The following is a 26,153-nucleotide window of genomic DNA, read 5'->3' on the forward strand; positions in this document are numbered from 1 at the left end:
GGTTTGAGGTAGCGTACGGACCGTCGTGCGCATGGCCCGTCCCCGTCCTAGCGGGGGCGGGCCTTCGTCCGTCCTGGCCTCTTGAATTGAATCGTTCCGGACATGCTTCTTCACATTCCCGAAGTGCTCTCCAAGCAGGACGTGCGCGAGATGCGCCGGCTGCTCGACGCCGCCGACTGGACCGATGGCCGCGCCACCGTCGGCGAGCAGGGCGCGAAGGTCAAGCACAACCGCCAGCTGCCGGTGGACCACCCGGCCGCGCTCGAGATCGGCGCGCACATCCGGCAGGTGCTGGCGCGCCATCCGCAGTTCATCTCCGCGGCGCTGCCGCTGCGCACGCTGTCGCCGCTGTTCAACCGCTATGAGGGCGGCGAGCAGTACGGCTTCCACATCGACGGCGCGATCATGCGCCAGCAGGGCTCGGACCAGCCGCTGCGCAGCGACGTCTCCTCGACGCTGTTCCTGAGCGAGCCCGACGAGTACGACGGCGGCGAGCTCGAGGTCATCGACACCTACGGCACGCACGAGGTCAAGCTGCCCGCGGGCGACCTGATCGTCTACGCGAGCACCAGCCTGCACCGCGTGACGCCGGTGACCCGAGGCGCGCGCGTGTGCTCGTTCTTCTGGACGCAGAGCCTGATCCGCGATGACGCGCGTCGCGCGATGCTGTTCGAGCTCGACCAGACGGTGCAGAAGCTGCGCGGCCGGCTCGGTGACGACGCCGAGACCACCGCCCTCACCGGCCACTATCACAACCTCCTGCGACTCTGGGCCGAGACATGAGCGGCGAGAAGAAACCCGCCGCGCGCGCCGCGTGGCTCAAGCAGCTGCATCAATGGCACTGGATCAGCTCGGCGATGTGCCTGATCGGCATGATCCTGTTCGCGGTCACCGGCATCACGCTGAACCACGCCGCCGACATCGAATCCAAGCCGGCGATCGTCAGCAAGACCGCGCAATTGCCCACCGAGCTGGCCGCGCCGCTCAAACCCCGCTCGGCCAATGAGGCCGACAGCAAGGCCGCCGTGCCCGCGCCGGTGCGCGAGTGGCTGACCAAGGAACTGGGCCGCGCGATCGACGGCCGCGAGGCCGAATGGAACCGCGACGAGATCTACCTCGCGATGCCCCGTCCCGGCGGCGACGCCTGGGTCCGCATCGCGCGCGACAGCGGCGAGATCGAATTCGAGGACACCGACCGCGGCTGGATCTCCTACCTCAACGACCTGCACAAGGGCCGCCATGCCGGCGTGGCCTGGAGCTGGTTCATCGACATCTTCGCCGTCGCCTGCCTGATCTTCTCCATCACCGGTCTGCTGATCCTGAAGTTCCACGCGGTCAGCCGGCCCAGCACCTGGCCGCTGGTCGGCCTGGGACTGGTGATCCCGGCGCTGCTGGCGCTGCTGCTGATCCATTGACCGACCCGACGCGAGCTCGTCGCCTCTTGCGACGGGCCGCGTCGCCTTGTTTCCTTACCGTGTTGTTTTCCGTTCCGAGCCGCCGCCAGGATCCTCCCGACCTCCAACCCGAGACTCGACCATGAATCGCTCCGCAAGTCGTTCCCTTCTCCAGATCGGTGCCCTGGCCACCTTGGCCACCGGCTCGTCCGCCTGGGCCGCCACCGTGCAGCTCAAGCTGGAGGTGCCCCGCCTGAACGTCGCCGAGTACCACCGCCCCTACATCGCCGTCTGGGTGGAGAAGGCCGGCGAGTCCGGTCCCGCCGTGGCGCAACTGGCCGTCTGGTACGACACCAAGAAGCAGAACAACGCCGGCACCAAGTGGCTCAAGGACATGCGCCAGTGGTGGCGCCAGGGCGGCCGCAACCTGACCGTGCCCGCCGACGGCGTCAGCGCCGCCACGCGCGCGCCGGGCGAGCACGCGATCTCGCTGGACACGCATCCCGCGCTGGCCGCCCTGCCCCCGGGCAAGTACGAGCTGGTGGTCGAGTCCAGCCGCGAGGCGGGCGGCCGCGAGGTGCAGCGCCTGCCGCTGAACTGGCCGGTGAAGGCCGCCGCGACAGAGAAGGCGCAGGGCGAGCATGAGCTCGGCGCGCTGGAACTGACCGTCAAGCCCTGATCCCGATCAGCTCCCGCGAACAAGACCCGGAGGAACTCACCATGAAGAACACTTCGATCGCTGCCCGCTTCTCGACCCGCGTCGCCCCGGTGGCCCTGGCCATCGCCGCGCTGCTGCCCATGGCCGCGCACGCGCACATGACCTGGCTGCTGCCCAACAAGGCGGCCTTCGACGGCAAGGAGCCGGTGGCGTCGTTTGACGCCGCGGTCTCCGAGGACCTCTTCAACTTCGAGCGCGCGCTCAAGCTGGAGACGGTCCGCATCACCGCGCCCGACGGCAAGACCGTCGAGGCCGAGAACCGCAGCGCCGCGCGCCATCGCGAGAGCTTCGACGTCAAGCTCACGCAGGACGGCACCTGGCGCGTGAGCAACGTCAGCCAGTCGCTGATGGGCTCGTACAAGCAGGGCGGCGAGACCAAGCGCTTCCGCGGCACCAAGGAGACCTTCGCCAAGGACGTGCCGGCCGATGCGGAAATCACCGCGCTGACCGTCATGACCAACCGCCAGCAGACCTTCGTCAGCAAGGAGGACGCCGGCAAGGTCGACTTCAAGCCCGAAGGCGACGGCCTGGAGCTGCTGCCGCTGGGCCCGGTCACCGACCTGAGCCACGGCGACAAGACGAAGTTCCGCCTGGTGCTGGACGGCAAGCCGGCGGCCGACGTGCAGCTCAAGCTGATCCGCGAAGGCAACCGCTACCGCTACAAGTTCGGCGAGGTCGAGCTCAAGACCGATGCCAAGGGCGAGTTCACCGTCCAGTGGACCGAAGCGGGACGCTACTTCCTCGGCGCGAGCGCGGGCCCGGCCCGTGGCCCCAACGCGCCGGCCGGCACGCGTGAAGCGCCGGTGCAGCGCGCCAGCGTGAGCGCCACCTTCGAGGTGCTGCCCAAGTGATGGCGGCCGGCGGGACCCGCCTGCGCGAGACGGCCCCGGGCGCGAGCCCGGTGCTGGAGCCGCGCGTGCTGGTGCCGCTGCGCATCGACGGCGAGCCGCCCGCGCTCGGCCAGGTCGTGCATGCGCTGGCCGGCGAGACCATGGGCACGACCTGGTCGGTGCGCGCGGTCGGTCCGGCCGGATTGCGCCGGGCCGCGATCGAGGCGGCCATCACGCACGCCTGCGACGAGGTCATCGCCGAGATGAGCCACTGGGCGTCCGACTCCACGCTGAGCCGATTCAATCGCGCACCGGCGGGCTCGCCCCATCCGCTGCCCGAGGGTTTCGCGACGGTCGTCGACGCGGCCTTGCATGTCGCGGCCGAGAGCGGCGGCGCCTACGACCCCACCGCCGGCGCGCTCGTCGCGTTGTGGGGATTCGGCGCGTCGGGCGACGCCGCGCTGTCGCCACGGCATGACGCGCCGGACTTCCGCGCGCCTTCCGACGAGGCCTGCGCGCGGGTGCATCTGGGCTGGAACGCCCTGCCCTGGGACAGCGCGCGACGCGTGCTGACGCAACCGGGCGGCGCGACGCTGGACCTGTCGGCGATCGCCAAGGGCCATGCGGTGGATCGCGTGTCGGCGGTGCTGCGCGCGATCGGCCTGCCCGATCACCTGGTGGAGATCGGCGGCGAGTTGCGCGGTGCCGGGCTCAAGCCGGAAGGTCAGCCGTGGTGGGTCGACCTGGAACCGCCCGCGCCGGATTGCGGCCTCGCGCCGGTGCGGATCGCGCTGCACGGTCTGTCGGTGGCGACCTCGGGTGACTACCGGAAATTCTTCGCCGGGGCCGATGGCCGCCGGATGTCCCACACGATCGATCCGCGCTCGCGGCGACCGGTGGCCCACGGCCTCGCGTCGGTGACCGTCGTGCATGACAGCGCGATGTGGGCCGATGGCTGGTCGACCGCGCTGATGGTGCTGGGCCCCGACGAGGGCCTCGCGCTCGCGGATCGCCTCGGCCTGGCCGCGATGCTGGTGCGCCGCCGCGCGCCCGAGGAAGGCGGCGGCTTCGAGGAGCGCTTCTCCGCCGCGATGCGCGCGCTGATGCTTTGATGACTGCGATCCTGTCCCGACCCGCCGCGGCGCTGCTGCTGCTCGCGCTTTATGCCCTGATGTGCGTCGCCGTGTGGTGGCGCCATCGCCGCCGTCAGCAACTGGCCGCCGCGGAATCCGCCGCGCTGCTGCCCGCGGCGGATTCCGGTCCTCCGGTGCTGGTGCTGCACGCCAGCCAGACCGGTCAGGCGGAGGAACTCGCCTGGCAGACCGCCAAGGCGCTGCACCTCGCGGGCATGCCGGTGCGCGTGGCCGCGCTCGGCGAGATCGATGCGCAGGCATTGAAGGACGCGCGCCATGCGCTGTTCATCGCCTCGACCTACGGCGAGGGCGACGCGCCCGACAGCGCCGCGCCGTTCGCGCGCGACCTGATGGCGGCCGGCGACGGTGACGATGCCACCGCGTTGATCGACCTGTCGGCGCTGCAGGTCGGCGTGCTCGCGCTCGGCGACGCGACCTACACCCACTTCTGCGGTTTCGGCCGCGCGCTCGACACGTGGCTGCGCGAGCGCGGCGCGCAGTCGATGTTCGATCGCATCGAGGCCGACCGTTCCGATCCGGCTGCGCTCGCGACCTGGCGACAGCACCTGAGCCACTTCGCGGGCACCGCCGACCTGGCCGAATGGGAGGCGCCGGTCTTCTCGCCGTGGCGATTGCGCGTGCGGCGTCATCTCAATCCAGGCAGTCAGGGCGGACCGGTGTTCCACCTCGCGCTGACGCCGGCGGATGGATCGCCGCTTCCGGATTGGGAAGCGGGCGATCTCGTCCAGGTGCTGCCCGCGGCGAACGCCAATGCCGATGCGGATGCCAGTGGTGATGGCGACGCCGACGCATCACGGCCGCGCGAGTACACGATCTGTTCACTGCCGGCCGATGGCGCGGTGGAGTTGATGGTGCGACGGACCTCGCGTGAGGACGGTGCGCCGGGGCGCGCGTCGGGGCTGCTCACCGAGCAGCTGGCACTGGAAGGCACGGTCGCGCTGCGGCTGCGCGCCCATGCGAGCTTCCGTATCGGCGCCAACGCGGCGCGGCCGCTGATCCTCATCGGCAACGGCACCGGACTCGCCGGTCTGCGCGCGCACTTGAAGTCCCGCGCGCAAACCCGCATGAACACGGCGCATGCGGACAACGTGTCGCCGGCCCCGGCCTGGTTGCTCTTCGGCGAACGCCAGTCCGCGCACGACGCGCATTACCGCGACGAGATCGACACCTGGCAGCGCGACGGTCTGATCGCCCATGCCGACTGGGCGTTCTCCCGCGATCAGGACGAGCGCATCCACGTGCAGCACCTGCTCGCGCGACATGCGCAGCGCCTGCGCGAATGGGTCGCGGACGGTGCCGCGCTGTACGTCTGCGGCAGCCTGCAAGGCATGGCCGGCGCGGTCGACGCGGTGCTGCGCGAGACGCTCGGCGAGGCCGAGGTCGATGCGCTCATTCGTGACGGCCGGTATCGACGCGACGTCTACTGAGCCGTCCGGCCACCCCACTGCCCTGCCCCGACGAACCACGGGGAACCCCGTAGGCGGCGATGCCATAGGCGTGTCGGACATGCGGCGATTGATGCGCGAGCGCGACAAACACGGGCCGCGGCGTTGACTCGAGGGGCTTTTCTCCCCTGGTAAAGCCTTCTCAATGGCAGAGGTGCGCAGTACCATTGCCCGCGCAGGGTGCCAACGAGTACCGAAGGCGTCAGACCTTCACCAGGGCCCGGCACATCAACAACCCTTGATGGAGAGAATCGAAATGGCAACTGCGAAGAAGGCCGCGCCCGCCAAGAAGGCGGCTCCGGCGAAGAAGGCGGCTCCGGCGAAGAAGGCCGCCGCTCCGGCGAAGAAGGCGGCCCCGGCGAAGAAGGCAGCGGCTCCGGCGAAGAAGGCGGCCCCGGCCAAGAAGGCCGCCGCTCCCGCCAAGAAGCGCACCCCGAACGCCGCCTTCATGAAGGCCCTGACCCCCAGCCCCGCGCTGGCCGCGATCGTCGGCGACAAGCCGCTGCCGCGCACCGACGTGGTGAAGAAGGTCTGGGAATACATCAAGAAGCACAACCTGCAAGACGCTGCGCAGAAGCGCGTCATCAATGCCGACGCGAAGCTGAAGGAAATCTTCGGCAAGGCCAAGGCCGACATGTTCGAGATGACCCGTCTGATCAACAGCCATCTGAAGGATTGAACGCGGGGCCGTCAGGCCCTTCGCGTTCAGGACAAGGCCCGCCTCGCGCGGGCTTTTTTGCGTCCGTGCTCAGGCGCGCATCAGACGCGCAAGGTGCGCGCGATCGGATCCAGCGTCACCGCGAGCCCGATGGGCAGCGGCAAATTCGGCGTCGTGTGGCCGCTCGGCCATCCGGCGAGCACCGGCACGCCGAGCTCTCCGAAGTAGTCGGCGAGCACCTCGTCCGGCGCGTCCGCGTCGCTGAAGCTGCCCAGCAGGACGCCGGCCAGTTCGTCGAGCGCGCCGCTCAATCGCAGCTGGCACAGCAGCCGATCGATCTTGTACGGATCCTCGCCGACGTCCTCCAGGAACAGGATCGCACCGCGCAAGTCCGGCATGAAGGGCGTGCCCAGCAGCGCCGCGAGCACCGCCAGGTTGCCGCCGCTCAACACGCCGCGCACCGGCGCATGGCCGCGATACAGCGCATGACCGGGCAGCGCCGGACCGAGCGCATCCCCCACGCGCAAGCCCGCGCGCAGTCGATCGGCCAGCGCGCGCGCATCGTCCCAGGCGGCCTCGCCCTTGTGCCAGTCGGACGCCGGCATCGGCGCATGCCAGCCGGCCATTCCGAGCTGCTGCCGCAGCGCGTGCAGCGCGGTCAGATCGCTGTAGCCGATGAGCGGCTTCGGGAAACGGCGCAGCGTCGCGCGGTCGATGCGATCGAGCAGCCGCATGCAGCCGTAGCCGCCGCGCAGGCCGATGACGGCATCGACCTGCGGATCGGCCAGCGCTTCATGCAGGTCGGCGAGCCGGCGCGCGTCGTCCGCCGCCAGATGCCCGAGGAACGCGGGACCCGCGCATCCGGGAAACACCTTCGCGCGGAATCCGAGCCGCTCGATCATCGGCACGACCTGTTCCAGCGTGCCCTCGCGCGGCGGACCGGCGGGCGCGATCACGCCCAGGCACGCATGCTCAGGAAGCGGCGGCAACAGCACTTGATCGTCAGCCATGCGGCGCTCCATCAGGTGCTTCATGCTGCGCTCTGCCTTCCAGCCACCGCGCGAGCCGCGCATCGATCGCCGCGCCCAGCGCGGGAATGCGCCAGGTCGTCGCGCAGGCCGGATGCGGCGCGTAGCGCGCGCCCAGGTTGCTCAGCAGCGCGATCAGATAGTGACGACGCCGCGGCGCGATGCCGTGCACGATGCCGGCGTCGGCCGTGTAGTTCTCCGTGTTGCCGGTCTTGTGGGCGAACCAGACCTCGCCGCCGCTGGCGAAACGGCGCAGGTCACCGGACTTCGACACCTCGCCCGCATGCAGCGAGCCGTCGGGTTGCAGCCACCGGTCGGGCAAGCGCGCCGGCATGCCGGGGATCCAGCCAGGCACGCCGCCCAGCGCGCCGCTGGACAAGACCTCGTGCAGCGCCTGGTCCTGCAGCGCGTGCATCGCCTGGTTGCGGCTCTCGGCGGACAGACGCGGTGCCTTCGCATCGAGCCACGGCGCGGCCGGCGCCGTCGGATCGAGCCACCACAACAGCCGCACCGTGTCCCAGGCCGTCATCTGGATCTGACCGACACCCGATCCCGACCCGTTCCCCCAACCGCCTTCCGCGGTCGTGTTGGCGAATCGCAGCGTCGTCAGCCCGAGCGACGCGAAGAGCGTGTGCAGCTCGTTGCGCACCTCACGCCCTTGATCCCGCCGAATGGCGCCGGCGGCGTGCATCAGCGTGACCAACGCGGAGGTCGCTTCGTTGCTGCTCCAGGTGACCATGTCGTAGGCCCAGTCGGCCACGACGCGTTCGCGACCGCCATACGTGAGCGGCTGCCACCAGGTCGCGCGGCCCTGATCGACCAGCCGGCCCACGCCGACCAGCAGCATCAGCTTGAGCAGCGACGCGGGATACGGCGCGACAACGCGCCCGCCGCCGGGACCGGCCTCGCCGGCCAGTGGCGTCCAGCGCATAGCGGACCAGTCGCTGTCGGGCCGCCACGCGATCGAGTGGCCCTCGCCATCGCGTTGATCGGCCAGATAGCGGATGTTGCGCGCGGCGCCTGCATCAGCGGGCAGCTCGGCGATCAGGCCCTGCGGGAACTCGCGCGAGAACAGCACGTTCGCCGCGACCGGCGGCCCCTGCTCGGGGAACGCGACAACGGCGAGATCGATGCTGGGGAAGTGCCGGATCGGACGACCCTCATCCTGCGAGTCGGGCGTCGCGCCGAAGTCCTGCGCGAGCACCGCCTCGCGCATCGCCTGCGCGAGCGCGGCCGCGGACATCGCAGGCATCGCGGGTGTCGCGGGTGGGGTCATCGCGCGGCCTCAGGCCGGACGCAGCGCCAGCCCGTCCAGCGCGATCGGGCTGGGCTTGCCGGACACGAGGTCGGCCACGATGCGGGCCGAGCCGAAGGAGAAGGTGAAACCAAGAGCGCCATGGCCGACATTCAGCCACAAGCCGCGCAGCGGCGTCTGACCGAGCATCGGCGCGCCGCTGGGCGTGGCCGGCCGCAGCCCGGCCCAGGGCACGGCGCGGTCGTAGTCGGCGGCCTTGGGGAAGGTCTCGCGCACATTGCGTTGCAGCGCGGCCAGGCGCTTCGGATCGATGCGGGTGTCGTCGCCGACCAGGTCCACCATCGCGGCCACCCGCAGCTGGTCGCCGATGCGCGCGTACAGGGTCTTGCGTTCGAAGTCGGTGACGCTGACCGTCGGCGGCCGATGCACGCCGTGGATCGGCGCCGACAGGCTGTAGCCCTTGAGCGGATACAGCGGCAGCCGCACGCCGACGCGCGCCGCCAGCGCCGCGCTGTGCAGGCCGGCGGCCAGCACGAAGCCCTCGGCGCCGAGCTCGCCGCTATCCGTCCTCAGCGCTACGACGCGATCGCCCTCGACGACGAAGTCGGTGGCTTGCGCCTGCACCAGACCCCGGAAGTTGGGATGACGCGCGAGCCGCTCGCCCAGTTGCACGGTGAGCGCATGGCAATCGGCGACCGCCTCGCCTGAGGTGAAGATGCCGCCGGCGAGCCACTCCGCGCCGCCGTCGCCCAGCGAGGGCTCGATGGCGAGGCATTCCTCGCGGGTCAGCGCGCGTTCGGGTCCGCCGGCCGAGGTGCGCGCGGCGACGCGGGCGAATTCCTCCGCCTGGCGGTACACGACGAGCTTGCCCGGCGAGCGCAGCGCGATCGCATCCAGCGCCGCATGCCGCTGCAGTTCAGCGAAGCACTGCTGGCTGAAAGCGCCGAGCTCGAGCAGCCGCTCGGTGGTCCGGCGATTGATCGGGCCGCGGCAATGCGCGAGGAAGGCCATCAGCCAGCGCCATTGCGTCAGCGTGCCGTCGGGCTTGAAACGCAGCGGTCCATCGGGATCCAGCAGCCACTTCAGCGCCTTGAGCGGCACGCCCGCGTCCGCCAGCGGCGACACGTAGCGGTAGCTGAGCTGCCCGCCGTTGGCCCGGCTCGCGCCGGTGGCCAGCGCGGCATCGCGTTCCACCAGCGTCACCCGATGCCCCGCCTCCGCCAGGGCCCAGGCGGTGGTGACGCCCACGACGCCTCCACCGATCACGACGAGTTGCTTCATCCCGGACGAAATCATTCTTGAATGGTCCGGGAGGGTACGGATTCGGGCCGGCGTCAGCCAATGAAAGCGGCGCCGGGATCCATAACCTTGTTGAATGCTCGCAAGGGCGATGCCCGGCGAGCGCGTCCTGCGGACGCTCTACGCGATCAGCGGGCCGCGACGCGGCGGCGCGCGGCGACGGCCAGCGCGCCCAGGCCCAGCGCGAACAGCAGCCAGGTCTGGGGTTCGGGCACGCCCGGCGTGATCGGCGGCACGACGATGCCGCCGCCATTGCCGCCCTGCGGCAGTTGCGGCAGCGTGATCACCGGCGGCGCGGTGACGGTCGGGCCGGGGCTGGTGCCCACGCTCCCGCCGCTGCCCGGGGTGATGAGGCTGGCGCCCGAGGACGAGGTCGCCGTCGGCGGCAGGCCGGCCGTGCGCGAGAAGCTGCCCGGATCGCCGCCGCCGCCGTCCGTGGCACCGGCCGCGGGCGGCTCGAACATCAGCGGTTCTTCTTCGTTCTTCGCGGTCTGCGCGCCACCGGCGGGCGGCTTGAGCGCACCGCGCGCGATGCGGCTGACGTTGCGACACACCGTCGGCACGAGGATGCACTGGCCGTCCTCGCAGTACACGAGGCCGCGTTCCAGCGTCTGCTCGGTCCACTTCGAGCGCGTGACCGTCTTGCAGACCGAGCCGGCGCCGAAGTGCATGTCGCGGATCTCGCTGCCGTACTCGTAGCGGCCGACGATGCTGTCGCGGTGGATGTCGACGATCTCGTCGTACTGGCGCGCGGTCATGCGGGCCTTGAGCTTGGCGCGGGTCGCGGCGGGGATGTCCTTGTAGCGATCCACGGCCGCGACCAGATCCCCCATGAAGGGATTCACGCCCGGGCGGTCCCAGGAACAGTTCGGCAGCGTCACCGTGGACGCGGCCATCGCAATCGCAGCCACCAACGACATGACAGTTCTCTTTTTTCGGCGGCCGCCTCCGGGAGAGGATCTCCTCGGGGTCAAGCCTTGCCGGCAGTCATCCCTGTATCCATCCGTTGTCTTGAATCACCGGATGTGACGAGGGTTGGCGGCAGTGTAGGGAGCGCAAGCCCGACGCCTCCGGGCCTCCCCCTCAGCCGAGGGTGTGTGCGAGCGTGGTTTTTGTCACAGGGATCTCACAGATCGCACACCGCCGGTAAAAGTACCGGTGGCATGGACAACGCTGGCAGCCCGGGGATTCGCTGGTATCGTGCGCAGTCTCCCGCCTGCAGTCACCATGTCGTCCCCCACCGCCGCCCGCCACGTCCTGTATGTCGAGGACGACCGCATCAACATCGTGCTGATGGAGGAAGTCTTCCGCCTGATGCCCGGCTGGACGCTGGATGTCGCGGAGACCGGGGCGCAGGCGATGGAGATGCTGTCCCGTATCACGCCCACGCTGGTGCTGATGGACATGAACCTGCCGGACATGAACGGCCTGGAGCTGATGGCGCTGGTGCGCGCCGATGCCCGGCTGGCGTCGCTGCGCTGCATCGCGCTGTCGGCCGACGTGATGGACGACCAGCGCCAGCGCGCCCGCGCCGTCGGATTCCAGGATTACTGGCTCAAGCCGATCGACGTGCGGCAGTTGCGCGCCGCGCTCGAGAAGCTCTAAAAAAGAAGCCCGCTGGTCAGGCGGGCTTCCGAAACAAAAAAGAAGCCCGCTGGTCAGGCGGGCTTCGAAATGCCGGGGGGAAGCGTGGCGTCTTCGGAGCGCAGGTCCCGCGGTCAACCGCGAGGCTTGCTGGCCTCTTCGGCCTGAGGTCCCGGCACGGTCTGCTCGGCCCAGTGCAGCGGCAGGGTCGGTGAAGGACGCATGGCCTCGTTCACATCCGCCAGCCACAAGGCGATGACGGCGGCGCTGGCCACGGCGGTCAGGGCGGTGAGAAAGGTCTTGGCGGCGTCGTTCATGGTGGTCCCCTGCGGTGCGTTCCTGTCCTGGGAAAGATCGATGAGGATGGACTGTGCGCGCCGCCCCGCGCGTTCACCACGGGCAGGCGACGAATTGCCGCAATCGCGCGCCGAAATGCCGCTCGACGGGCTGAATGGAAGTTTGGGGGGGTCTGCAGCAGGCCGGGCGCCCCGGGACCGCAAAGGCGGCAGCGCCGCCGGGACCATCAGGCCAATCAGGCCGGCCAGGGCGCGAGCCGCTCCGCGAGCGCCGCCGCCGGCTGCGGCCGGCAGTACAGATAGCCTTGCTGCTGCCAGCAGCCCAGCGCCAGCAGTGCGTCGCGCTGGGCCTCGGTCTCGACGCCCTCGGCCACCACGTCGATGCCCAGCGCCTCGGCCATGCCCATCATGGCGCGCACCAGCGCGCGGTCGTCGGCGCTGGCGGGCAGGTCGCGCACGAACGCGCGGTCGATCTTGAGCCGCGCCGGACGCAGCAGCTTCAGGTAGGCCAGCGACGAATATCCGGTGCCGAAGTCGTCCACCGACAGGCTCAGGCCCAGCTCCGACAGCCGCGCCAGCGTGTGCAGCACCGTGTCGGTGTCGGTCAGCAGCGTGCTCTCGGTCAGCTCGATGGCGAGCTCGCCGGGGCTGACCGCGTGGCGGCGCATCGCGTCGGCGATGCGTTCGGCCAGGCGGGGTTCGCGGAACTGCAGCGCCGACAGGTTGATCGAGATCGGCCCCGGATGCCGCCCCGTCGCCTTCCAGCGCGCCAGCTGCGCGCAGGCCTGCTCGATGGTGCTCCAGCCCAGGTCCAGGATCTGGCCGGTCTCCTCGGCCAGCTCGATGAAGTGGCCCGGCATGACCAGCCCGCGCTGCGGATGCTGCCAGCGCATCAGCGCCTCCAGCCCGGACCACGCCCCGGTGCGCGCGTCGACGACGGCCTGGTAATGCAGCAGCAGCTCGTCGCGCTCCAGCGCGAGCTTGAGCTCGCGTTCCAGCTCCAGGCGCTGCACGGCCGCGGCGTCCATGTCTTGCTGGAAGAAGCTGTAGCGCGAGCGCCCCAGCTGCTTGGCGCGGTACATCGCCAGGTCGGCATGCCGGACCAGCGTGTCGAAGTCCTCGCCGTCGCGCGGGAAGAGCGCGATGCCGATGCTGGCCGACACGCTCGCCACGCCGCCCTCGAGCTGCAGCGGCGCGTTGAGCGCCTCGATCAGCCGCTGCGCCGCGGGCGCGACGTGCTCGCTCGAATCGCGCATCAGCAGCAGGAACTCGTCGCCGCTGACGCGGCAGGCGAGATCGGATTCACGCACCGCCTGGCGCAGCCGCTCGCTGGCCTGCAGCAGCATGCGGTCGCCCGCGGCATGGCCCAGCGAGTCGTTGATCGCCTTGAAGCGGTCCAGGTCGACGAAGAGCAGCGCCAGGTGCGTCTGGTCGCGCCGAGCCACGGCGGCCTCGTGCAGGAAGACCTCGCGGAACAGCGTGCGGTTGGGCAGGCCGGTGAGGTGGTCGTACATCGCGAGCTGATGCAGCTGCGCGTTCTTGCCTTCCATGTCGGCGAGCAGTCCGGCGATCTGCTGGCCCATCTGATCGAGGTGCACGCCGAGCTGGCCCAGCTCGTCCTTGCGGTTCCAGCGCAGCCGCGGCACGGGCTGGCGCTCGGCGATCGCGCTGGCCAGGCGCTTGAGGCGGTCGATCGGGCGGACCATGCGCAGGTAGAAGACCAGCAGCACGATGCCGACGCCGACGGCGACCTGCACGGCCACGATCAGCGCGGTCTGGCGGCGGCCTTCCTCGAGCATGCGTTCCTGGGCGGCGTCGTCGAACTGCACGCGCAGGCTGCCCAGCACCTGGCCCTCGCGCTGGATGGTCGCGGCCAGCGTGACCGTGGGCCAACCGGCGCTGCACTTGGTGCGCACGATGTCACGGGTGTCGGCGCGCTCCTCGCTGAGCTCCACGGCGCAGACGTTCACGTCAGAGAGCAGTTGATCCAGCGCGCGCTGCACGGCGGGGCTGTCGACGGTCCACAGCGGCTCGGCCAGGCCATTGGCGGCGAGGGTGAGCACGGCCGCGCGCTGACCCTCCAGCACGGGCTCCATGCTGCGGCGGATGAAGGCGTCGCTGAAGGCCACGAGCGCCAGCGCGGGCGCCGCGATCCCGATGACCACCGCCAGCAGGATGACGCTGCGCAGGGACAGGGACGGGACGTGGAGCTTGATCAAGGCGTGCGGCGGGGGAACGGGGATCCGCACGATTCTGCACCCCGAAGGAGATTCGGGGCACCCCGCCGAACCCAGGAAACCCGGGACGGCGAGGCAAAGTCAGCAGCCGATCGTGTTTGCTCCCCGAACTGCGGGGGGGCGGGTGGATCGGTTGCCGACGGGCAAGACCCGGACCGGCGGGGAGCCGGCCGGGGTGCCTTACTGGCCGGTGGCCGGAGCCGGCGCCGGGGTGGCGGCGCTCGGCGCGGTGCCGATGGTCTTGGCGAGCAGCTTCTCGACACGAGCCCAGAAGTCCTCGTTGTTGGACAGCTTGCGCCAGCCGTGGCCTTCGTCCGAATACACGACCCACTCGACGTTCTTGTTGCCGGCGGACTCGACGGCGCCCCGGAAGTCGGTGCCGTGCTTGAGCGGCACGCGGTCGTCGCTGGCGCCATAGGCCAGCAGCAGCGGCTGCTTGAGCTCTGCAGCGCGCTTGACCGGGGAGGTCTTGCGGAACTGCTCGGCGTCGGCCTTCTGGTCGCCGACCAGCGCCTTCATGCCGTATTTCTTGCTCGAGTCGGACGAGTCGCTCCAGTGGATGTCGAACAGCAGGTCGATGTCGGTCACGCCGACCCAGCTGATGCCGCACTTGTACTGGTCCGGGTCCTTGATCATCCCCATCAGCGTCGCGTAGCCGCCGTAGCTCGCGCCGGCGATGCACACGCGCTGCGGGTCCACCCAGCCCTTGCTGACGGCCCACTTCAGCGAGTCGCTGACGTCGTCCTGCATCGCCAGGCCCCACTGCTTCCAGCCGGCGCGGAAGAGCTTGTAGCCGTAGCCCTCGCTGCCGCGGAACTCGGGCTCGATCACGACGTAGCCGCGCGAGGCCAGGAACTGCGCGTCGGGCGACCAGGCCCAGCTCGTGCCCTTGACCCAGGGACCGCCGTGCACCAGCACGACCGCCGGGCGAGGACCCGTGGCCTTGCCGCGCGGCATGGTCACGACGACGGGGAACTCCATGCCGTCGCGCGCCTTGATGCGGACCATGTCGCGCTGGCCCATCTGCGCCGGCTTGATCCAGGGACGGCTGGCGCCCAGGCCTTGCAGCTTGTCGGCAGCGCCGTCATACAGATAGAACTCGCCGGGATTGGTGTCCGAGAACGAGGTCACCAGCACGCGGGACGTGGTGAGGCACGCGCCGCACTGGAGCATGTTGACGCGACCGGGCAGCTGCTTGTCGATCTTCGCCTGCCAGTCCTTGAGCTTGGCGTTGAACCAGACGGTGCCAGGCGCATCGGTGTCGTAGTCCACACCCAGGATCTGCCTGGTGTCGCGGTCCACGATGGGCGTCGGGTTGATGTCGTAGCCCTTGGCGGAGATCAGCGGCTGCTTCTCGATCTTGCGCGTGACCGGATCCATCTTGTACAGCGACGCCTCGTCGCTGCTGATGCGGGCCGAGATCAGGCGCAGGTCCTTGCCATCGGAGATCGCGGGCGACACCGGCGGCTCGCTCTGCGTGCCTTCCTGCAGCACGACCCACTTGTCGTCGGCGTCCTTCACGTAAGTCGCGATGCGGTCATCGCGGCTGACGATCAGGCCCCAGGGCTTGCCGGTCACGTCCACCTGCCAGCCCACGGCGTTGGGCGGCGCGCCCTCGTCGATGAAGCGGCGAATGCCGTTCTCGACGTTCAGGCGCGCGAGTCGCACGTTCTCCAGCTCGCCGCGCATGTTGCCCTTGGCGTTGATGACCAGCACGTCGTTGCTGCCATCGGCGATCAGGCCGGCGTACGCCCAGTCCGGATCGAGGATGCGCTGCGCGGTGCGCGAGCCGGTCTCGCCCTGCTGGCCGAACTTGGCATGGATCAGCGGGCGGGTGTCGCTGCCGTCACGCTTGACGGACCACAGGCCGCCGCCTTGCAGCTGGCGCTCGTTGCCCTTGTCGGTGGCGCCCGCGGTGTAGATCAGGCGATCGTCGGTGACCCAGGCGTAGGTGCCGATGCCGGCGTCGCCGAAGCCCGCGACCACCTTCACGTTGCGCGGGTTGTCGAGCTCGATGATCGCGAGCACGCCGTTCTCGTCCTTGCCGCGCACCACCGTGGCGATGAACTTGCCGTCCGGAGACAGGATCGGGCGGCTCATCTGGGATTGGCGGAAGAAATCCGCGATCGGCGGCTTGGCATCGGCGGCCGGGGCCGGAGTCGTCTGGGCGGTGGCCCAGGGGGTCGCGGCGCCCAGGGCCGCGGCAAGCGCCAGGGTCAGGCGCAGATACTTCGTTCGCATTGCTCGTTGTCCTCCATCTCCAACGTCTTGATCCGGCTCTGCCGGACCGGCGATTGTGGAGGGCCCCTCCCCTGTGACACCGGGGTGACAACCCTGAGAAACCGCCTTCGGAGGGCCCCCCGTCGGCCCCCGCGCCACACCCTTCGGGGTGAGACCGTGCGAAGCGCGATCTTGACGGCAGGCCTATCATGTCGAGTTCGCCTCCGCAGTCCCGGCGCTCGCGCCCGTCCGCCCCGTTCGCCCATGCCCACGTCCGTCCCGCCCGCCGCTCCTCCGACTTCCGATCGTCCGACTTCCGATCGTCCGGATAACGACGCCGGGAAATACATGGCACAGGCCCTGGGCCGCGCCACCGGAGCGGTCGGCGAGGCGCCGATGATCCGCGTCCGCGGCGCGCGCACCCACAACCTCAAGAACATCGACGTCGACCTGCCCCGCAACCAGCTGGTCGTCATCACCGGGCTGTCGGGCTCGGGCAAGTCCTCGCTCGCCTTCGATACGCTGTACGCCGAAGGTCAGCGCCGCTACGTCGAGAGCCTCTCCGCCTACGCGCGCCAGTTCCTGCAGTTGATGGACAAGCCCGAGGTCGACGTGATCGAGGGCCTGTCGCCGGCGATCTCCATCGAGCAGAAGGCCACCAGCCACAACCCGCGCTCCACCGTCGGCACCGTCACCGAGATCCACGACTACCTGCGCCTGCTCTACGCCCGCGCCGGCACGCCCTTCTGCCCCGACCACCACCTGCCGCTGGAAGCGTCCAGCGTCGGCCAGATGGTCGACGCCGTGCTCGCCATGCCCGACGAGTCCCGGCTGATGGTGCTCGCGCCGGTCGTGCGCGACCGCAAGGGCGAGTTCATCGAGCTCTTCCAGGACCTGCAGGCGCAGGGCTACGTACGTTTCCGCGTCGACGGCCAGACCGTCGAGGTCGCCGAGCTGCCCGCGCTGAAGAAGGCCGAGAAGCACGACATCGACGTCGTCGTCGACCGCATCAAGCTGCGCCATGACAGCGCCGACTCGCTGCGCCAGCGCCTGGCGGAAAGCTTCGAGGCCGCGCTGCGCCTGGCCGACGGCCGCGCGCTCGTGCTCAACATGGACAGCGGCACCGGGTCCATCTACTCCAGCAAGTTCGCGTGCCCGATCTGCAGCTACTCGCTGCCGGAGCTCGAGCCGCGGCTGTTCTCGTTCAACTCGCCGGTGGGCGCCTGCCCGTCCTGCGAGGGCCTGGGTCAGGTCACCGTCTTCGACCCGGAACGCGTGGTCGCCTTCCCGACGCTGAGCCTGGCCAGCGGCGCGGTCAAGGGCTGGGACCGGCGCAACGCCTACACCTTCTCGATGCTCGAGTCGGTGGCCAAGCATTACGACTTCGACATCGAGCTGCCCTTCGAGGAACTGCCCGATCAGGCCCGACAGGTCCTGCTGCAGGGCTCCGGCGAGGACGAGATCAGCTTCACCTACCAGGCCGAGGGCGCCAACGGGCGCAAGCGCACGGTCAAGCGCTCGCACCCGTTCGAGGGCATCCTGCCCAACCTGCAGCGCCGCTTCCGCGAGACCGATTCGGCCGCGGTGCGCGAGGAGCTCGCCCGGTACCAGAGCGCCAAGCCCTGCCCGCACTGCGAAGGCTCGCGCCTGCGCCGCGAGGCGCGCAACGTGCTGCTGCAACCGGCCGAGGCCGCCGACGGCGAGCGCGGCAAGCCGATCTACGAGGTCGAGCACGCCACGCTGCGCGAGGCGCTGCATTACTTCGAGGGCCTGAAGCTCAAGGGCGCCAAGGCCGAGATCGCCGACAAGGTCATCCGCGAGATCGCCTCGCGGCTGCACTTCCTCAACGACGTCGGGCTGAACTACCTGAGCCTGGACCGCAGCGCCGACACGCTGTCGGGCGGCGAGGCGCAGCGCATCCGGCTCGCGTCGCAGATCGGCTCCGGGCTGACCGGCGTGATGTACGTGCTGGACGAGCCCAGCATCGGCCTGCACCAGCGCGACAACGATCGGCTCATCGGCACGCTGCGCCGCCTGCGCGACCTGGGCAACTCGGTGCTCGTCGTCGAGCATGACGAGGACGCGATCCGCGCCGCCGACCACGTGCTGGACCTGGGTCCGGGCGCGGGCGTGCACGGCGGCCGCATCATGGCGCAAGGCACGCCCGAGGAAGTCGCGGCCAATCTGGAGTCGTCCACCGGCCGTTATCTCAGCGGCGTCGAGCGCATCGAGGTTCCGAAGAAGCGCCATGCGCTCGCGGACAGCGCCGATCCGCGCACGCTGAAGATCGTCAACGCGCGCGGCAACAACCTCAAGGGCGTGACCGCCGAGTTCCCCGTCGGGCTGCTGACCTGCGTGACCGGCGTGTCGGGCTCGGGCAAGAGCACGCTGGTCAACGACACGCTGTACGCGGCCGTGTCGCGCAAGCTGTACCAGAGCCACGCCGAGCCGGCCGAGCATGACGAGATCGACGGCATGGACGCCTTCGACAAGGTCATCAACGTCGACCAGTCCCCGATCGGGCGCACGCCGCGCTCCAACCCGGCGACCTACACCGGCCTGTTCACGCCGATCCGCGAGCTCTTCGCCGAGATGCCCACCGCGCGCGAGCGCGGTTACGGCGCCGGCCGCTTCAGCTTCAACGTCGCGGGCGGCCGCTGCGAGTCCTGCCAGGGCGACGGCGTGCTGAAGGTGGAGATGCACTTCCTGCCCGACGTCTATGTCCCCTGCGACACCTGCGGCGGCAAGCGCTACAACCGCGAGACGCTGGAGGTGCTCTACAAGGGCAAGAACATCTCCGAGGTGCTGGGGCTCACGGTGGAGGACGCGTTGGGCTTCTTCAGCGCGGTGCCGACGCTGGCGCGCAAGCTGCAGACGCTGATGGACGTGGGCCTGGGATACGTGAAGCTGGGCCAGAGCGCCACGACGCTCTCGGGCGGCGAGGCGCAACGGGTGAAGCTGGCGCTGGAACTCTCCAAGCGCGACACCGGCCGCACGCTCTACATCCTGGATGAGCCGACGACCGGGCTGCACTTCGCCGACATCGCGTTGCTGCTCAAGGTGCTGCACCAGCTGCGCGATGCGGGCAACACGATCGTGATCATCGAGCACAACCTCGACGTGATCAAAACCGCCGACTGGCTGATCGACATGGGCCCCGAGGGCGGCTCGGGCGGCGGACGCCTGCTGGTGGCCGGCACCCCCGAGGAGGTGGCCGAGTGCGAGGCCAGCCACACCGGGCGCTACCTGAAGCCCCTGCTGGCGCGGGGCTGAGCCCGAGGCCTCATCGGGCGCCTCATCGGACGCCTTGTCGGTGCCCGGGGCGGGACCGAGGCCTCCTGGCCGCGGTCCCTGCTCCTCTTCAGATCCTCAGATCCTCAGATCCTCAAGAGAGGACAGCCGCCATCGCGTTCGCGGTGGCCTCGACGTTGCGCGTGTTCAGACCCGCGACGCACATCCGGCCCGAGCGCAGGATGTACACGCCGAATTCCTCGCGCAGGCGATCGACCTGCTCCGGCGTCAGGCCGGTGTAGCTGAACATGCCGCGCTGGGTCAGGAAGTAGTCGAAGTTGCGGCCGGGGATCTTGGCCGTGATGACCTCGAACAGCGCGTTGCGCATGGCCAGGATGCGCTCACGCATCTCCTCGACTTCGCCTTCCCACAGCGCGCGCAGCGACGGATCGCCCAGCACCTTGGCCACGACCTGGCCGCCATGCATCGGCGGGTTGGAGTAGTTGCGGCGGATGGTGAACTTCAGCTGGCCCAGCACGTTGGCCGCCTGCGCCGCGTCCGGGCACACGACCGACAGCGCGCCGCAGCGCTCGCCGTACAGGCTCATGTTCTTGGAGAAGCTGTTGGCGACGAAGAAGCTCAGGCCCGCCGCGGCCAGCGCGCGGATGGCGAAGGTGTCCTGCTCCAGGCCGTCGCCGTAGCCCTGATAGGCCAGGTCGAGGAAGGCGATCAGCTCACGTTCCCTGAGCACCGGGATCAGCGCGTCCCACTGCGACTGCGTCAGGTCCACGCCGGTCGGGTTGTGGCAGCACGCGTGCAGCAGCACGATGGAACGGGCGGGCGCCTCGGACAGCGCCTGCAGCATCGCGTCGAAACGCAGGCCGCCGGTCTTGGCGTCGTAATACGGGTAGCTGCGGCACTCGATGTAGGAGCCCTCGAAGACCGCGCGGTGGTTGTCCCAGGTCGGGTCGCTGAGGTAGATCGCGCTGTCGGGGAAGTAGCGCTTGATGAAGTCGGCGCCGACCTTCAGGCCGCCCGAGGAGCCCACGCCCTGGATCGTCGCGACCCGGTTGGACTTCAGCGCCTCGCTGTCGGCACCGAACAGCAGCTTCTGCACCTCGGTGCGGAAGTTGGCGGCGCCCTCCATCGGCAGGTAGGGGCGCGCGCCGGCTTGCTCCACCACGGCCAGCTCGGCCCGGCGCACCGAATCCAGCATCGGGATGCGACCGTCGTCATCGAAGTAGATGCCGATGGACAGGTTGATCTTCTGCGTGCGCGGATCCTTCTGGAACGCTTCGTTGAGGCTCAGGATGGGATCGCCCGCGTAGGCGTCGACGTGCTGGAACATGCTGGGAACTCCACGGTGGACAAAGGCCCCGTGGCGACAGCCGCGCGGCGCCGGCCATTATCCCCAGCCGCGTGCGCGCGCACCGGAACAGCCCTGGCGGCCGCGCACCGATACAGCCCGACGACAATGCCGGCTTCGCATCACCCGATGCACATGCATTCAAGAATCACATGATCCAGGACTTCAACGCGCGCGGCGCGGCCTGCCTGCCCGGCCACATGGGCATCGAAATCGTCGAGGTCGAGAAGGGGCGCGTCTTCGCGCGACTGCCGGTGGCCCAGCAGGTGATGGCGCCCAACGGCTACCTGCACGCCGGCAGCGTCGTGACGCTGGCCGACACCTGCTGCGGCTACGGCTGCATCGCGTCGCTGCCCGAGGGCGCGAGCAACTTCACCACGGTGGAACTCAAGTCCAACCACCTGGGCACGGCGCGCGACGGCGTCATCGAATGCACCGCCGTGGCCGTGCACATGGGCCGCACGACGCAGGTCTGGGACGCTACCGTCACCCACAACGGCAAGACCATCGCGCTGTTCCGCTGCACGCAGATGGTCCTGTACCCGAAGGCCTGACTGCCACCTTCGGAGCGCTTGGCCGCCATGGCATGGGCCCTTGCCGGCCAGCGGCAAAACCCCAAGCCATGCCGTCCCTGAGCCACCGAGGCAATCGTCAGAGCGCCTTGCCGCTCCCGATCGCCATCACCAGCCGCGTGACGAGCACGAGCTTGGGCGCGATGGCGTCGACGACGACGTACTCGCTGTCGCTGCTGTGCGCGCCGAAACCGCGCACGCCCAATCCCTCGATCACCGGCGCCTTCGTGGCCAGCGCCGCGTAGGCCGCATCGGTGCCGCCGCCCGTCGGGCGGTCGCGCACCACGAGCTCCAGCTTCTGCTCCTCCGCCAGCGCCTTGGCCTTGGCCGCCAGCGCGCGCGAGGCGTCCGTGGCCTGCAGCGGCGGACGGCGCCGGTCAAACGTCAGCGTGACCTCGGCATCCGGAATCAGCTTGTTCTGGATGCGCTTGCGCAACTCCGCTTCCAGCCCGTCGAAGTCGGCGACCCGATCCGCGCGCGCATCGCCGTTGGCCTCGGCGCGCTCGGGAATGGCGTTGCGCACCGAGCCCGACTTGGCCATCGTCCAGTTCAGGTGCAGGCCGCGTTTGGGATCGGACAGATCGCGCGTCTGCAGGATCTGATGCGCCATCTCGTACAACGCGTTGATGCCGCGCTCCGGCGCCGCGCCCGCATGCGAGGACCGGCCCTTGACCTTCAGGTCCACCGAGGCGATGCCGCTGGTGGCCAGCCGCACCGTGTCCGGCGTGTTGGGCCCGCCGCCGCCCTCGAAGGACAGCACCGCGTCGTGCTCGCCGCCCAGCTTCGTGATCAGCGCGTGCGAGCCCGGCGAGCCGATCTCCTCGTCGCCGTTGATGAGCACGGTGATCTCGGCGTAATCCTTGAAACCGATCGCCTTGAGCATCGCCAGCGCATGCAGGATGGTGGCCACGCCCTGCTTGTCGTCGGCGATGCCCAGGCCATAGGCCAGGTTGCCGTCGATGCGGAAGGGCTGTTGCTTGAGGCCGCCGCGCTGATAGACGGTGTCCATGTGCGCGATCAGCATCAGGCGCTTGCCGTTGGCGTTGCCGCCCTTGAAGGAGGCGCGCACGATCTGACCGACCTTGGCCGGACCGTCGCCGGCATCGGAGGTCGGCGACGCGATCGTCGTGTCGGGATCGACGAGCTGGACCTGGCCGCCGAGATCGCGCAGCCGCTGCGCGATGACCCCGGCGATGCGGTCCAGGCCCTGACGGTCGGAACTGCCGGATTCGATCTCAACGAGCTGCTGCAGCGTCTTGAGCAGCACGGGCTGCTCCTTGGCGGCCAGCGCCTGCAGTTCGGGCACGGTCTGGGCGCGGACGCCGACAGCGCTGGTGGCGGCCATCGCGGCCATGGCGGCCACCGCGAGCACGGCCGGGCGCAGTCGAGGGAAGGAAGCAGTCATCGACACGGACATCGGGGTCTCCAAGCGTTCTTGTGAGGGGCGCCGCGCCCCGCCGGAGCGGGCGACGGGCCATCCTAGCCAGCATCGCGCGCGGCTTGAAGGCTCGAAAGCGATGGGGCAAGCTCGCGCCCATGCGACGACCGCCGCCAATCGCCCCGCCACCGTGCGCTCCCGCACGCAGCGGGCGCTGGGCGGCCGCTCGGATCGCGCTGTGCCTGAGCCTGACGCTGGCTAGCGCGGCGGCACTCGCCGAGGAGGTCCGCCGCAACGTCTTCGACGACCCCTTCGTGCAGCTGACCTCCGCGATCCCGCCTTCGGCCTGCCCGGTGCCGCCGGGCCCGCTGCTGACCGACGCCGAGGCGAAGGCGCAGGCACATGGCCGCATCGAACGTGGGACGAGCTGCTTCCAGAGCGGCCGCTGCCGGCTGGCCAACGCGTATCTCTACGACAAGGAGATCATCCCGCGCGTGCAGAAGGCGGTGGCCGCGGACGGGCGCTTCGACGCGACGACCAGCGTCTGGGCGCTGGGCCAACGGCGTTGGGTCTGGCTGCAGGGCTGCGTGCGCGACGCCGACGAGGCCGCCGCGCTGGAGCAGCTTGTCCGTCAGATCGACGATGTCGAGTCCGTGGTCAACGAGCTGCGGGTGGTGCCATAGCCCCTCTCCTGCGAAGCGGGAGAGGGGTTGGGGTGAGGGCTCGTGGCGGCGCACGGTGCCCTTCGAAGAGCCCTCACCCCTCCCTCTCCCGCTCCGCAGGAGAGGGTGTCAGTCCAGCCAAGCGATCCAGCGCCCATGCGCATGCGACCAGGCCAGCGCCTCGGTCCGAACCTCGCCGTCATCGCGCCACTGCAGCGTCCACAGCGTGCCGGTATCGGCGGGCTCGCCCGGCGGCGCGCTCGGCGCCGAAGCCAGCGGCGAGCGCTTGGCGAGCTCCCCGCTGATCCAGACCAGCCCGCGATCGCGGACCAGCTGCCCGATGCGCTCGGTGTAGGCCTGCAGCGCCGGCGGATCGAAATAGAACAGCACCCAGACGTTGACGATCACCGGCGTGACGCCGGACGGCAGCGTGTCCATCCACCGCTCCAGCTCGCCCAGGCCGTCCCCGGTGCGCCGCAGCGGCACCAGGTGGCGTCGCGCATCGGCGAGCGCCCGGTCCAGCCGCTCGCGCCGGGAAGCATCGCCGGGCCACAGGCACGCGCGCAGCCAGCGCGCGGCGCTCTCGTCCGCAGGGTCGATCGGCTGCAGGTCCACGCCCATCCGATGCGGCGCCCGCCAACGCGGCGTGCCGAGCAGCGCCGAAGGCCGCTCGCCCCGCCAGACCGTCGAGATCACCGGCGCGTCGTCGTCGATGCCAGGCGTGAAGTCGACGCCGTCGTCATAGGCATAGCGGTCGACGCCCAGGTTCAGGCCCGCGCTGCAGCCGAAATCGAAGAGCGCGAGCTCGACCGGTGCATGCTCCGTGCCGCCGAACCGTGTTGCCAGCGCCTGCAGCGCCGGACGCAGCACCGCACAGCGGCCGGTCTCGTTGGTCTGGGTCGTGCGATCGCGGATCAGCGCGCGCAGCGCCGGCTCCTCGCGTCGCACGAAGTCGCGCAGCGCGCCGGGCAGCTCGGCGTCCGGGGCCCGCGTCCCGCCGACGCTCGCGTAATACGCGGCCAGCGGATGCGAGTCGCCCGCCGCTGCGCCGGCGAGGATCTGATCGTGCAGCGCCGCGAAGAACAGCACCGGCTTGCGCTGCGTCGCCGGCGCGTCCAGCAGCAGCGTCATCAGCGCGCGATCGTCGGCGATCGCGGCCGCGAGCGCGCAGTACAGCGCGTCGTCCTGACCGTCGATCTCGGCGAAGCGGGTGAAGTGGTGGGCGATGCGGCCCAGGGCCTCATCCATCGCTTCGATGTCGGCCTCGGTGCTCAACTGGCCAGCGCCGCCTCGATCTCGCCGCGGATCGAGTCCGGCGAATCGTTGGGCGCGAAGCGCTTGAGCACCTGGCCGTCACGGCCGACCAGGAACTTCGTGAAGTTCCACTTGATGACCTGCGTGCCCAGGATCCCGGGCTTCTCGCCCTTGAGCCATTGCCACAGCGGGTGGGCCTCGCCGCCGTTCACCTTGACCTTGGCCATCATCGGGAAGCTGACCCCGTAGTTCAGCTGGCAGAACGAGGCGATCTCGTCATTGCTGCCGGGATCCTGGCCGCCGAATTCATTGCTGGGGAAGCCGACGATCACCAGCCCGCGGGCCTGGAAGTCGCGCCACAGGTCCTCCAGACCCTTGAACTGCGGGGTGAAACCGCACTCGCTGGCCGTGTTGACGACCAGCAGCACACGGCCCCGGTACTGGGACAGCGCAACGGGCTCGCCGGTGATGCTCGTGGCTTCGAAGTCAAAGGCAGTCTTGCCATTGGCGCTCATGGGGGGACCTCCTCGTTGGGGCCCGATGGGGCCGGGATGCATCCTAGCGCGACCCGCCGCGTCAGGCGCGCCGGCGCTCCAGCGCCGCCAGCATCGCCGCGGCCAGGATCGCCGCGCCGCCCGCCGCAGTGCGGCCGTCCAGCGTGCCGCCGCCCAGCAGCAGCGCCGAGATCGCCGCCACCGGGACCTCGGTCAGCATCACCACCGCCGTCACGTTGGCCGGCAGCCGCGCCGCCCCGTATTGCAGCGACAGGTTGGACACGAAGAACAGCAGCGCCATCCCCGCCAGCGGCAACAGCCAGACTGCCCCGGGCAGCGACGGCCACGGCGCCAGGCCGCCCACGGCCATCGCCGTCGCGGACAGGCCGGCCACCATCACGCCGCCGGAGAACATCGCCAGCGCCCGCGCCCCGGGACTGCGCGCGGCCTCCCGGCGCAGCAGCACGTTGTTGAGCGCGAAGGTCATGCCGCCGACCAGCCCCAGCACGTCCGGCAGGCTGGAGGGCAGCGGCCAGCCGCCGCCCGAGGGCGCCAGCACCGTCGCCGCGCCACCCAGGGCCAGGGCGATCCGCAGCCCGGCCATCGCGGTCAGGGGCTCGCCCAGCACCACCCGCGCCAGCAGCACCGCCCACAGCGGCATCAGATAGAACAGCAGCACCACCCGGACCACATCCCCGGTGGACACCCCCCAGTTGAAGGCCGTGTTGGTCATGCCCGCGGCCAGCGTCACCAGCCACAGACCGGGCGAGCGCAGCCATTCGGACACCGCCCCCCGCTGGCTCGCGATCACCACCACCCACGAGAGGGTGTAGAGGATGACCGTCGTCCACAGGGGGTGCATGCCGGCCCCCTCGAACTGGCGGAACGGCCACCAGGACAGCCCCCAGATGGTGGCGTTGAGCATCAGGGCGAGGATCGGCATCGGGAACAGGGAAGGGACAGAGGGGGAGGCGACAAGAACTCCCAGGGTTTGTAGCATGGCGCAAGGACTGACCCTGCCCTCCAATCGGGGCGCCGTGCGCCTGTCATGCACGTGGCCTACCCTGTCGCGTGTGAC

Annotated in this window: 23 protein-coding genes; 11 read left to right on the plus strand and 12 right to left on the minus strand. The window is 70.1% G+C overall.

Annotated elements, in window-relative coordinates; genetic code table 11:
- Positions 1–102: 102 nt before the first annotated feature.
- The 7 genes from ACNI65_RS22585 (at position 103) to ACNI65_RS22615 (ending at position 6,220) form a co-directional block, all read left to right on the plus strand.
- The gene (locus ACNI65_RS22585; protein ID WP_416759541.1) at positions 103–783 is read left to right on the plus strand and encodes a Fe2+-dependent dioxygenase; all 681 of its coding nucleotides are present in this window, start codon (positions 103–105) and stop codon (positions 781–783) included.
- Positions 780–1,415 carry a PepSY-associated TM helix domain-containing protein gene (locus tag ACNI65_RS22590; protein WP_416759542.1) on the plus strand — a complete coding sequence of 212 codons (636 nt, stop codon included), beginning with the start codon at positions 780–782 and terminating at the stop codon, positions 1,413–1,415. Before ACNI65_RS22585 ends, ACNI65_RS22590 begins: the two co-directional genes overlap by 4 nt.
- 121 nt (positions 1,416–1,536) lie before the next feature.
- Positions 1,537–2,073, plus strand: coding sequence for a DUF2271 domain-containing protein (locus ACNI65_RS22595; RefSeq protein ID WP_416759543.1), 537 nt, complete (start codon positions 1,537–1,539; stop codon positions 2,071–2,073).
- Between the two features lie 41 nt (positions 2,074–2,114).
- Complete coding sequence (locus ACNI65_RS22600; RefSeq protein WP_416759545.1) at positions 2,115–2,963, plus strand: DUF4198 domain-containing protein; 849 nt, start codon at positions 2,115–2,117, stop codon at positions 2,961–2,963.
- The gene (locus ACNI65_RS22605; protein ID WP_416759546.1) at positions 2,963–4,054 is read left to right on the plus strand and encodes an FAD:protein FMN transferase; all 1,092 of its coding nucleotides are present in this window, start codon (positions 2,963–2,965) and stop codon (positions 4,052–4,054) included. Before ACNI65_RS22600 ends, ACNI65_RS22605 begins: the two co-directional genes overlap by 1 nt.
- Positions 4,054–5,523, plus strand: a complete 1,470-nt coding sequence (locus ACNI65_RS22610; RefSeq protein WP_416759547.1) for a sulfite reductase subunit alpha — start codon at positions 4,054–4,056, stop codon at positions 5,521–5,523. The genes ACNI65_RS22605 and ACNI65_RS22610 overlap by 1 nt, the downstream gene beginning before the upstream one ends.
- Before the next feature lie 274 nt (positions 5,524–5,797).
- Positions 5,798–6,220, plus strand: coding sequence for an SWIB/MDM2 domain-containing protein (locus ACNI65_RS22615; protein WP_416763685.1), 423 nt, complete (start codon positions 5,798–5,800; stop codon positions 6,218–6,220).
- 80 nt (positions 6,221–6,300) lie between these two features.
- Here the strand turns inward: ACNI65_RS22615 and ACNI65_RS22620 are convergent, their stop codons facing one another.
- Genes ACNI65_RS22620 through ACNI65_RS22635 form a run of 4 tightly spaced genes read right to left on the minus strand, consistent with a single transcriptional unit; the run spans position 6,301 to position 10,701 of the window.
- Positions 6,301–7,209 carry a S66 peptidase family protein gene (locus ACNI65_RS22620; protein WP_416759548.1) on the minus strand — a complete coding sequence of 303 codons (909 nt, stop codon included), beginning with the start codon at positions 7,207–7,209 and terminating at the stop codon, positions 6,301–6,303.
- Positions 7,202–8,479: a serine hydrolase gene (locus ACNI65_RS22625; protein ID WP_416759550.1), complete on the minus strand. Its 1,278-nt coding sequence runs from the start codon at positions 8,477–8,479 to the stop codon at positions 7,202–7,204. Before ACNI65_RS22625 ends, ACNI65_RS22620 begins: the two co-directional genes overlap by 8 nt.
- A gap of 33 nt (positions 8,480–8,512) precedes the next feature.
- Positions 8,513–9,874: a D-amino acid dehydrogenase gene (locus ACNI65_RS22630; protein WP_416763686.1), complete on the minus strand. Its 1,362-nt coding sequence runs from the start codon at positions 9,872–9,874 to the stop codon at positions 8,513–8,515.
- 35 nt (positions 9,875–9,909) lie between these two features.
- Positions 9,910–10,701, minus strand: a complete 792-nt coding sequence (locus ACNI65_RS22635; RefSeq protein ID WP_416759551.1) for an MHFG family PEP-CTERM protein — start codon at positions 10,699–10,701, stop codon at positions 9,910–9,912.
- Positions 10,702–11,008: 307 nt separating this feature from the next.
- On the opposite strand from ACNI65_RS22635, the gene ACNI65_RS22640 reads away from it, so the two are divergent.
- Positions 11,009–11,386, plus strand: coding sequence for a response regulator (locus ACNI65_RS22640; protein WP_416759553.1), 378 nt, complete (start codon positions 11,009–11,011; stop codon positions 11,384–11,386).
- Positions 11,387–11,499: 113 nt separating this feature from the next.
- Here the strand turns inward: ACNI65_RS22640 and ACNI65_RS22645 are convergent, their stop codons facing one another.
- The 3 genes from ACNI65_RS22645 to ACNI65_RS22655 form a co-directional block, all read right to left on the minus strand.
- Positions 11,500–11,682: a hypothetical protein gene (locus tag ACNI65_RS22645; RefSeq protein WP_416759555.1), complete on the minus strand. Its 183-nt coding sequence runs from the start codon at positions 11,680–11,682 to the stop codon at positions 11,500–11,502.
- A gap of 215 nt (positions 11,683–11,897) precedes the next feature.
- A complete protein-coding gene (locus ACNI65_RS22650; RefSeq protein ID WP_416759556.1) occupies positions 11,898–13,880 on the minus strand; it encodes a putative bifunctional diguanylate cyclase/phosphodiesterase in 1,983 nt (660 codons plus the stop codon).
- Between the two features lie 198 nt (positions 13,881–14,078).
- A complete protein-coding gene (locus tag ACNI65_RS22655; protein WP_416759558.1) occupies positions 14,079–16,139 on the minus strand; it encodes an alpha/beta hydrolase family protein in 2,061 nt (686 codons plus the stop codon).
- A gap of 327 nt (positions 16,140–16,466) precedes the next feature.
- Here ACNI65_RS22655 and uvrA point away from each other — a divergent pair, with 327 nt between their 5' ends.
- Complete coding sequence (gene uvrA / locus ACNI65_RS22660) at positions 16,467–19,391, plus strand: excinuclease ABC subunit UvrA (protein WP_416759560.1); 2,925 nt, start codon at positions 16,467–16,469, stop codon at positions 19,389–19,391.
- 112 nt (positions 19,392–19,503) lie between these two features.
- On the opposite strand, the gene ACNI65_RS22665 is transcribed toward uvrA, so the two are convergent.
- Positions 19,504–20,697: an aromatic amino acid transaminase gene (locus tag ACNI65_RS22665; RefSeq protein ID WP_416759561.1), complete on the minus strand. Its 1,194-nt coding sequence runs from the start codon at positions 20,695–20,697 to the stop codon at positions 19,504–19,506.
- Positions 20,698–20,867: 170 nt separating this feature from the next.
- Between ACNI65_RS22665 and ACNI65_RS22670 the strand changes: the two genes are divergently transcribed.
- On the plus strand, positions 20,868–21,269 hold the full coding sequence (locus ACNI65_RS22670; RefSeq protein ID WP_416759562.1) for a PaaI family thioesterase: 402 nt from the start codon (positions 20,868–20,870) through the stop codon (positions 21,267–21,269).
- A 97-nt stretch (positions 21,270–21,366) separates the two neighbouring features.
- On the opposite strand, the gene ACNI65_RS22675 is transcribed toward ACNI65_RS22670, so the two are convergent.
- Entirely contained in the window at positions 21,367–22,704 is a 1,338-nt protein-coding gene (locus ACNI65_RS22675; RefSeq protein ID WP_416759563.1) for a glutamate carboxypeptidase, read from the minus strand.
- 119 nt (positions 22,705–22,823) lie between these two features.
- Between ACNI65_RS22675 and ACNI65_RS22680 the strand changes: the two genes are divergently transcribed.
- Complete coding sequence (locus ACNI65_RS22680) at positions 22,824–23,348, plus strand: BON domain-containing protein (protein WP_416759565.1); 525 nt, start codon at positions 22,824–22,826, stop codon at positions 23,346–23,348.
- A 108-nt stretch (positions 23,349–23,456) separates the two neighbouring features.
- On the opposite strand, the gene ACNI65_RS22685 is transcribed toward ACNI65_RS22680, so the two are convergent.
- The 3 genes from ACNI65_RS22685 to ACNI65_RS22695 form a co-directional block, all read right to left on the minus strand.
- The gene (locus tag ACNI65_RS22685) at positions 23,457–24,602 is read right to left on the minus strand and encodes a DUF2332 domain-containing protein (RefSeq protein ID WP_416759566.1); all 1,146 of its coding nucleotides are present in this window, start codon (positions 24,600–24,602) and stop codon (positions 23,457–23,459) included.
- Positions 24,599–25,096 (minus strand): glutathione peroxidase, encoded by a 498-nt coding sequence (locus ACNI65_RS22690; RefSeq protein ID WP_416759567.1) that lies wholly within the window; start codon positions 25,094–25,096, stop codon positions 24,599–24,601. The genes ACNI65_RS22685 and ACNI65_RS22690 overlap by 4 nt, the downstream gene beginning before the upstream one ends.
- Before the next feature lie 61 nt (positions 25,097–25,157).
- Positions 25,158–26,018 (minus strand): EamA family transporter, encoded by an 861-nt coding sequence (locus tag ACNI65_RS22695; RefSeq protein ID WP_416759568.1) that lies wholly within the window; start codon positions 26,016–26,018, stop codon positions 25,158–25,160.
- Positions 26,019–26,153 lie beyond the last annotated feature (135 nt).

Source organism: Roseateles sp. So40a (assembly GCF_048081605.1).
Lineage (GTDB): Bacteria > Pseudomonadota > Gammaproteobacteria > Burkholderiales > Burkholderiaceae_C > Roseateles.

Bases quoted from the DNA above. Each gene is read 5' to 3' on its own strand.
- ACNI65_RS22670 (WP_416759562.1), top strand. From the start codon at position 20,868: ATGATCCAGGACTTCAACGCGCGCGGCGCGGCCTGCCTGCCCGGCCAC.
- ACNI65_RS22615 (WP_416763685.1), top strand. From the start codon at position 5,798: ATGGCAACTGCGAAGAAGGCCGCGCCCGCCAAGAAGGCGGCTCCGGCG.
- ACNI65_RS22595 (WP_416759543.1), top strand. From the start codon at position 1,537: ATGAATCGCTCCGCAAGTCGTTCCCTTCTCCAGATCGGTGCCCTGGCC.
- ACNI65_RS22600 (WP_416759545.1), top strand. From the start codon at position 2,115: ATGAAGAACACTTCGATCGCTGCCCGCTTCTCGACCCGCGTCGCCCCG.
- ACNI65_RS22625 (WP_416759550.1), bottom strand. From the start codon at position 8,479: ATGCCTGCGATGTCCGCGGCCGCGCTCGCGCAGGCGATGCGCGAGGCG.
- ACNI65_RS22635 (WP_416759551.1), bottom strand. From the start codon at position 10,701: ATGTCGTTGGTGGCTGCGATTGCGATGGCCGCGTCCACGGTGACGCTG.
- ACNI65_RS22680 (WP_416759565.1), top strand. From the start codon at position 22,824: ATGCGACGACCGCCGCCAATCGCCCCGCCACCGTGCGCTCCCGCACGC.
- uvrA (WP_416759560.1), top strand. From the start codon at position 16,467: ATGGCACAGGCCCTGGGCCGCGCCACCGGAGCGGTCGGCGAGGCGCCG.
- ACNI65_RS22640 (WP_416759553.1), top strand. From the start codon at position 11,009: ATGTCGTCCCCCACCGCCGCCCGCCACGTCCTGTATGTCGAGGACGAC.
- ACNI65_RS22695 (WP_416759568.1), bottom strand. From the start codon at position 26,018: ATGCCGATCCTCGCCCTGATGCTCAACGCCACCATCTGGGGGCTGTCC.
- ACNI65_RS22665 (WP_416759561.1), bottom strand. From the start codon at position 20,697: ATGTTCCAGCACGTCGACGCCTACGCGGGCGATCCCATCCTGAGCCTC.
- ACNI65_RS22590 (WP_416759542.1), top strand. From the start codon at position 780: ATGAGCGGCGAGAAGAAACCCGCCGCGCGCGCCGCGTGGCTCAAGCAG.
- ACNI65_RS22610 (WP_416759547.1), top strand. From the start codon at position 4,054: ATGACTGCGATCCTGTCCCGACCCGCCGCGGCGCTGCTGCTGCTCGCG.
- ACNI65_RS22645 (WP_416759555.1), bottom strand. From the start codon at position 11,682: ATGAACGACGCCGCCAAGACCTTTCTCACCGCCCTGACCGCCGTGGCC.
- ACNI65_RS22585 (WP_416759541.1), top strand. From the start codon at position 103: ATGCTTCTTCACATTCCCGAAGTGCTCTCCAAGCAGGACGTGCGCGAG.
- ACNI65_RS22655 (WP_416759558.1), bottom strand. From the start codon at position 16,139: ATGCGAACGAAGTATCTGCGCCTGACCCTGGCGCTTGCCGCGGCCCTG.
- ACNI65_RS22620 (WP_416759548.1), bottom strand. From the start codon at position 7,209: ATGGCTGACGATCAAGTGCTGTTGCCGCCGCTTCCTGAGCATGCGTGC.
- ACNI65_RS22690 (WP_416759567.1), bottom strand. From the start codon at position 25,096: ATGAGCGCCAATGGCAAGACTGCCTTTGACTTCGAAGCCACGAGCATC.
- ACNI65_RS22675 (WP_416759563.1), bottom strand. From the start codon at position 22,704: ATGTCCGTGTCGATGACTGCTTCCTTCCCTCGACTGCGCCCGGCCGTG.
- ACNI65_RS22605 (WP_416759546.1), top strand. From the start codon at position 2,963: ATGGCGGCCGGCGGGACCCGCCTGCGCGAGACGGCCCCGGGCGCGAGC.